The organism is Parvibaculum sp., from assembly GCF_049672805.1.
GTDB lineage: Bacteria > Pseudomonadota > Alphaproteobacteria > Parvibaculales > Parvibaculaceae > Parvibaculum.
This window is the reverse complement of the sequence record NZ_JBATWS010000310.1, coordinates 1-6,748: the sequence shown is the minus strand read 5'-3', so window position 1 is coordinate 6,748 and position 6,748 is coordinate 1. Positions and strand designations below refer to the sequence as shown.

Below are 6,748 nucleotides of genomic sequence, written 5' to 3'. Positions count from 1 at the left end.
AGCTGGGCCGGCAAGACAATTGATGTCGAAGAAGCGCGGGATGCCAGTCGGCCGGTGCCTATTGCCACGCAGACGGCGCTTGATGACTATGGCGAGTACCCGGGCGACTATGCTTGGGCCTTGCCGCTTCCCAATGCGGGCACGACACTCATCGTGCTTGCGCGCGTTGATGCGGACAGGCTTGCCTCACTCATTCTGATTGATGCCTGGCACAGGATGCTGTGGCTCGTCATTGCGGTGGTGCTGGCCATTCTCAGCATCTCGCTTCTTCTCTACCGCGTGATCGTGACGCCGATCGAAACGCTGCGCGATTTTGCGGCGACGGATGGAGCGGGCGACATACATATCCTGCAGCCCAATGACGAGATCGGCACCATCGCCAATGCGCTGCGCCATTCTTTTCACGCGCGTAGCGATGGCGAGATGAAGCTTGAGGCGCTTGCCGCGACCGATGGACTGACCGGCATCGGCAATCGCACATTTTTCAAAAAGCGGCTCGCCGAGGAAATCAGCAAGGGGGATCGTCACGGCTACATGGTTGGCGTGATGATTCTCAATCTTGATGACTTCAAGAATGTGAACGACACGCTCGGGCCGGATGCGGGCGACCTCGTGCTTCAGCGAACGGCAGATATTCTCAAATGCTGCACGCGGGATGGTGATGTCGTTGCGCGCATGGGCGGCGATGAATTCGGTATTATCATGCCGGGCATCAAGACGCCGGATGAGGCGATGCAGCTTGCAAGCCGCCTTGTGCGCGCGGTGGGCGCTCCCTTCCGGCTTGGTTCGACAGAGTTGCAGCAGACAAGCTGTGTAGGCATCACTTTCTTCCCGCAGGACGGGCGCGATGATGACGTGTTGCTGCGGACGGCTGACCTCGCGCTTTCCCGCGCCAAGCAGGAAGGCTCAGGTTCCTGCGTCCTTTATCGCCATGAGCTTCATCTGCGCGCCATCGAGCGCAACATGATCGAGCGGGATTTGCGGGCGGCGCTCGCGAATAATCAGCTCTCGCTCTTCTATCAGCCCAAGGTTGATATCGCGACGGGCCGCGTTATCGGCATGGAAGCGCTGATCCGGTGGCGTCATGAGGAGCGGGGTTATATTCCGCCTTCCGTATTCATCCCGGTGGCGGAGCGCAGCGGTCTTATCGTGCCTCTGACAAAATGGGTGCTGGATGAAGCGTGCCGCCAGAACAGGGATTGGCAGGACAAGGGGCTCAGTCGCATCGGTGTTGCCGTGAACGTGTCGGCGCTTGATCTGCGGCGTACCGACCTCACCGACACGATTGCGAATACGCTTATCCGGCGCGGGCTTTCACCGCAATATCTCGAACTCGAAGTCACCGAGAGCATGGTGATGCAGGATGTGGATGTGGTGATCGGCACGCTGAGGCGTCTGCGTGGTCTCGGCGTCGGCATCAGCATCGATGATTTCGGGACGGGCTATTCATCGCTCGCCTATCTGAAACGCTTCCCCGTGAAGCGGCTGAAGATCGACCGCAGCTTTGTGCAGGATGTGGCGGATGGCAGGGAAGGCCATGTCATTCCAAAGGTCATCATTGATCTTGCTCATGCGCTCGGCGTGAAGGTCGTGGCCGAAGGCGTGGAAAGCGCGGCGCAATATGAGGCGCTGCGCGATCTCGGCTGCGATGAGGTGCAAGGTTATTTCTCGGGACGGCCCATGCCTGCTGCGGAGTTCGAACTCTTTCTACGCAATTCGCCTGCGGGCCGGCGCGATGCTGACGAGAAGCCGCGCCAGACCCAGCTCATCGCCTGATATCAGGTTCTGCCGGCCCTGCCGGAATCTCCGGGCGATTTGACGCAGCGTGATCCTCACTCCCCTGCCGCCGCTTTTACGCGCCCTATGTGCGGGGTAAAGTCCCGCCAGCAACAGCTATAGATGCGGCCATTCCCGCCCGCATGATGATCGGAGACGCATATGGATCTCGCCTATGGGCCTCAATATGAGGCTTTTCGCGCCGAGGTGCGCGATTTCATTGCGAAGAACAAGGACAAGGCCCCGCGCCGTCAGGGTGTGTCGCGGCCATCGGAAGAAGTGATTGCCTGGCAGAAGCTTCTCATCGAGCACGGCTATGCGGCGCGCACCATTCCGAAGGAATATGGCGGCTATGGTGCCGAGCCGGACATTCTGAAGTCGCGCATCATTGCAGAAGAGTTTGCCGCGGCGAAGGTGCCGCTCGGCATTGCCAATCAGGGCGTCTCCATGCTCGTGCCGACGCTGCTGGAGCTTGGCACGGAAGAGCAGAAGAAGAAGTGGATCGAGCCGACGCTGAAAGGCGAGGTGGTGTGGTGTCAGGGGTATTCGGAGCCGGGTTCCGGTTCCGACCTTGCATCGCTTCAGACACGCGCCACGGAAGATGGCGATGATTTCATCATCAACGGTCAGAAGATCTGGACCTCGACGGCCCATGCTGCCGACATGATGTTCTGCCTTGTGCGTACGGAACCGGACAAGCCGAAGCATGAGGGCATTTCCTATCTCATCTTCACCATGTCCACACCTGGCATTGAAGTTCGTCCGCTCGTCACCATGACGGGTCATGCGGAGTTCAACGAGGTCTTCTTCACGAATGTCCGTGTGCCGAAGAAAGATATCGTGGCGGGGCGCGGTCAGGGCTGGTTCGTTGCCAATGCCACGCTCAAGCATGAACGCGGCATGCTGGGTGATCCCAATCAGGCGGGCACGCGCCTCAAGGAGATCATCGACCTCATGCATGAGGAAACGGTGAGCGGCGAGCGGCTTATTGACAATCCGCTCTTCCGCGACAGGCTGGTTCAGCTTCAGTCGCGCGTGTTTGCGATGCAGTTTCACGGGCTTCGCCTGCTGACGGCATCAGCGAAGAAGGAAGACCCCGGCATTGCTCGGCTTATCGTCAAGTTGCAGGGCTGCGAACTCAATCATCAGCTTGCGGCGCTTGCGATCGATGCGCTGGGCGAGCTTGGAGTGCTATACGGCAACAGCCCGCATCTGCGTGCCTATGGTAGCTGGCAGCATCGCTACATGTTCGATCTCGGCCTCATTATTGGCGGCGGGACGGCACAGATTCAGAAGAACATCATTTCAGAGCGCGGGCTTGGTATGCCCCGCGAACCCAAGCCGGCCAAGGCATAAGGGGAACGAGCATGGAATTCGGACTTTCAGAAGATCAGAAACTGCTTCAGGAAAGCATTCGCGGTACGCTGGAGCGCGTGTCGCCGCTGGAGCGTGTGCGCAAGGTGGCCGAGGCGAAGGATGCGCAGGCCGATGATGTATGGCAGGCCCTGGCCGAGCTTGGCGTGCCCGGCATGATGGTGCCGGAAGCGCAGGGCGGTATGGGCATGAAGCTGCTGGATGCCGCACTCGTGTCGGAAATGCTGGGCCGCTTTGTTGCGCCCGTGCCTTTCATTGCAACGGCTGTGATGGCACCGATCGCCATTGCCGGTGCCGGCTCGTCCGCCCAGAAGGAAGCATGGCTTCCGCCGCTTGCAAGCGGCGCGATCACAGCGGGCGTTGCGGTGGCGGAAGTTGCGTCCGGTGCGCGCGATGGTGCAGGCGTCACGGCTTCGGGCGGCAAGCTCAATGGCAAGTCTCTCTTCGCGCTTGATGCGGCGAAGGCCGATGTCATCGTCGTGGCTGATAATGCAGGCGGGCTTCACCTCGTGAAAGGCGATGCGGCAGGGTTGACCAAGGTGGCGCTCACCTCCATCGATCTCACGCGGAACCTCACCGAGCTTCAGTTCGACGATGTCGAGGCAGAAGCGCTTCAGTCTGGCGATGTGGCGGCAACGCTCCGGCGCGTGATTGATGCGGGCCGTGTGCTGCTTGCCGCCGATACGCTGGGCGCAGGCTGGGCGATGATCGAACAGGCAGTTGCCTATGCGGGCGAGCGCAAGCAGTTCAACCGTGTCATCGGTTCTTTCCAGGCCGTGAAACATATGTGTGCGGAAATGGCGGCAGAGCTTGAGCCGTGCCGCTCGCTCATCTGGTATGCGGCGCATGCCTTTGATGAGATTCCCGAAGAAGCGACGCTCATGGCAGCGCATGCGAAATCGCTGACGACGGAAGTGGGCCGCTTTGTCGCCCGCACCGCCACGGAAGTGCATGGTGGCATGGGCTTCACCGATCTTCTCGGCCTTCACTACTGGTTCAAGCGGATCGGCCTTGATCGCCAGCTTCTCGGCAGCCCGGAGCGCGTGCGCAACGAGGCGGCCGCACTGCAGGGCTGGGCGGCGTAAAGCTGCGCAGATTGAGGGCACCTCTCTTGCTTTCTTTGAGACGCCCGCGTCATATGCGCGGGCGTTTTCTTTTCACCGGGGCGACCAATGGAAAATATCGGCTATATAGCCGCCTTTCTGACGACCTTTGCCTTCCTCCCGCAAGCGGTGAAGACGATCCGCACGCGCGATACATCCGGCCTTTCGCTGCTTATGTATGCCTGCATGACGGTCGGCATCGTGTGCTGGCTGCTGCATGGCCTTCATCTCGGTGACGCGGCGCTCATTGCGGCAAATTCGGTGACGCTGTTGCTCGCCCTGCCCATCCTTCTGATTACGCTGTCGAACACGCTTGCGGCGCGGCGCGGGGCAACGCGCTCCTTGCCTGAAACCGCGCCCCTGACAGAAAAATAGACTGTGGTCTAATATTCTCTTGCGCGACGCTCCGGCGCCTGCTTGCATATGGCAAACAGAAACTCCTGGAGGGTATTCCCATGCGTGCTGCTGTATTCCGCAATGGCGATCTTGTCGCTGCGGAGGTTCCTGAACCGACGCCGGAAATGGGTCAGGTTCTGGTGAAGACGCTTGCCTGCGGTATTTGCGGGTCGGACCTTCACGCCTTTCATCATGCCGACAAGATGGTCGAGCAGGCCAAACGCTCCGGCTCGAGCTTCGGCATGGATACGAAGCGGGACATTGTTTTCGGCCATGAGTTCTGTGCCGAGATTCTCGATCACGGGCCGGGCACGGAAAAGAAGCTGAAGCCCGGCACGCGCGTCTGCTCCATGCCGATTGCGATCAGCATGAACGGCGACAAGGCGAAGGTTCATCCGGTCGGCTATTCCAATGAGAAGCCGGGCGGCTTTGCCGAACAGATGGTTCTCAATGAACTGATGCTGCTTGAAGTGCCGAATGGTCTGCCGACCGAACAGGCGGCGTTGACGGAACCGATGGCGGTAGGCTGGCATGCGGTTGAAAAGGCGCGGCTTACGCAGGATGACATTCCGCTTGTGATCGGCTGCGGGCCGGTCGGGCTTGCTGTCATTGCCGGCCTCAAGATCAAGGGCGTGCATCCGATCATCGCGGCGGATTTCTCGCCTGCGCGCCGCAAGCTCGCCGAGCAGATGGGGGCCGATATCGTTCTCGACCCGAAGGTCGAAGCGCCTTATGCGCGGTGGACGAAGGAAGCAACGCCTGAGGGATATGATCCTGAAAACATCATGTCGCTGCTTGGCATGGGGCCGAAGCTCCGTCCGGGCGTGATCTTTGAATGTGTGGGCGTGCCGGGTGTCATCCAGCAGATCTTTGAAGGCGCGCCGCGTGGTGCCCGTGTGGTCGTGGTTGGCGTCTGCATGGAGAAGGATCAGTTCGAGCCCTTCTTCGGCATCAACAAGGAACTGAATGTCCAGTTCGTTCTTGGCTATACGCCGGAAGAGTTCGCGCTCACGCTGCATCATCTCGCCGAAGGCAAGATTGATGGCTCGCCACTGGTGACGGGCAAGGTAGGTGTCGAGGGTGTGAAGGAAGCCTTCACCGAACTTGGCAATCCGGAGAAGCACGCGAAGATTCTGGTCGAGCCCTGGCGCTGATCGGCCAGCGGCGAATCAAGCAGGTGGTGCGGTATCGGCGAAGGAAGGACGCTTCGCCATATCGCGCCACCAGCCTGCAAGTTCAGGATACTTTTCCTGCCAGTTGAGCGCGCCGTGGCGGAAGTCGAGATAGCCAAGCGCGGCGCCCACCGAAATCACACCGAGATCGACCGGCCCGTCGAGGTCCGTCACTTCATTTTCCAGCACGGCAAGGCTTCGCAGAATGGCGCGTTCCCAGCGCCCGAGCCAGGTGGCTGAGCGCTCCGCATCCTTCCTGTTCTGCTCAAAGATGATAGAGACGGCGGCATCCATGATGCCATCGGCCAATGCCTGCTGGCGCAGCGTGCGCAGGCGCTGCACCGGTGCCGAGGGAATGAGCGACGGACCTTCAAGGGCCCCTTCCAGAAACTCGCAGATGAGCGGGCTGTCAAACCATGAAGTGCCATCCGGCATGACGAGGGCCGGCACCTTGCCGAGCGGGTTTGCCGCATGAAGCGAGGCGGGGTCTTCCATCGCGGCCACGGTTTCTTCCGTCACGCGGGCCGTGCCGTCCTTTTCGCGGATGAATACGCGCACCTTCCGCGCATAGGGCGAGGTGTGGGAACAATAGAGCTTCATGAAAATGATCCTTCTCTGCGCGCGCTTCGGGCGCGTGCATCCTAGCGATCTTCCGCCGGAAAGAGGAGAGCGTCAGAGGCAGGCCGTGCCGGATGTATGGCCGTTCATGGCGCGCACCGTGCGGTATTCCACGAAGTCGCGGCAGGTGCGGCCTTTTTCGTCGGTGAAGTCGCGGATGGGGGTGAGCTTGCCGCTCGCCCTGTCCTGAGCGGTGAACCATGTGACCTGTTCGCGGAGCGGCACGGTCATCATCCTTGCGAGCGCTTCATTGCGTGCCTGTGAGGCTGCGCCCGAAAGCGTCGGGCCTTCCGATCCGCCGACCGCATA

At 60.6% G+C, this 6,748-nt stretch carries 7 protein-coding genes; 5 read left to right on the top strand and 2 right to left on the bottom strand.

The window, feature by feature from the left end; translation table 11 throughout:
* The 5 genes from WBF74_RS09840 to WBF74_RS09820 form a co-directional block, all read left to right on the top strand.
* On the top strand, positions 1-1,776 hold a 1,776-nt coding region (locus tag WBF74_RS09840; RefSeq protein WP_424438884.1), incomplete at its 5' end, for a putative bifunctional diguanylate cyclase/phosphodiesterase.
* A gap of 162 nt (positions 1,777-1,938) precedes the next feature.
* Positions 1,939-3,132 (top strand): acyl-CoA dehydrogenase family protein, encoded by a 1,194-nt coding sequence (locus tag WBF74_RS09835; protein ID WP_424438881.1) that lies wholly within the window; start codon positions 1,939-1,941, stop codon positions 3,130-3,132.
* A gap of 11 nt (positions 3,133-3,143) precedes the next feature.
* Entirely contained in the window at positions 3,144-4,235 is a 1,092-nt protein-coding gene (locus tag WBF74_RS09830; protein ID WP_424438878.1) for an acyl-CoA dehydrogenase family protein, read from the top strand.
* Between the two features lie 87 nt (positions 4,236-4,322).
* Positions 4,323-4,628, top strand: a complete 306-nt coding sequence (locus tag WBF74_RS09825; RefSeq protein ID WP_424438875.1) for a SemiSWEET family sugar transporter — start codon at positions 4,323-4,325, stop codon at positions 4,626-4,628.
* Positions 4,629-4,708: 80 nt separating this feature from the next.
* Positions 4,709-5,803 (top strand): zinc-binding dehydrogenase, encoded by a 1,095-nt coding sequence (locus tag WBF74_RS09820; RefSeq protein WP_424438872.1) that lies wholly within the window; start codon positions 4,709-4,711, stop codon positions 5,801-5,803.
* 15 nt (positions 5,804-5,818) lie between these two features.
* Here WBF74_RS09820 and WBF74_RS09815 read toward each other — a convergent pair whose 3' ends face one another.
* Together WBF74_RS09815 and WBF74_RS09810 are read right to left on the bottom strand one after the other, a co-directional pair.
* Positions 5,819-6,421 carry a glutathione S-transferase N-terminal domain-containing protein gene (locus tag WBF74_RS09815; RefSeq protein WP_424438869.1) on the bottom strand — a complete coding sequence of 201 codons (603 nt, stop codon included), beginning with the start codon at positions 6,419-6,421 and terminating at the stop codon, positions 5,819-5,821.
* A gap of 72 nt (positions 6,422-6,493) precedes the next feature.
* The coding region (locus WBF74_RS09810; RefSeq protein WP_424438866.1) for a hypothetical protein at positions 6,494-6,748 on the bottom strand (255 nt) is incomplete at its 5' end.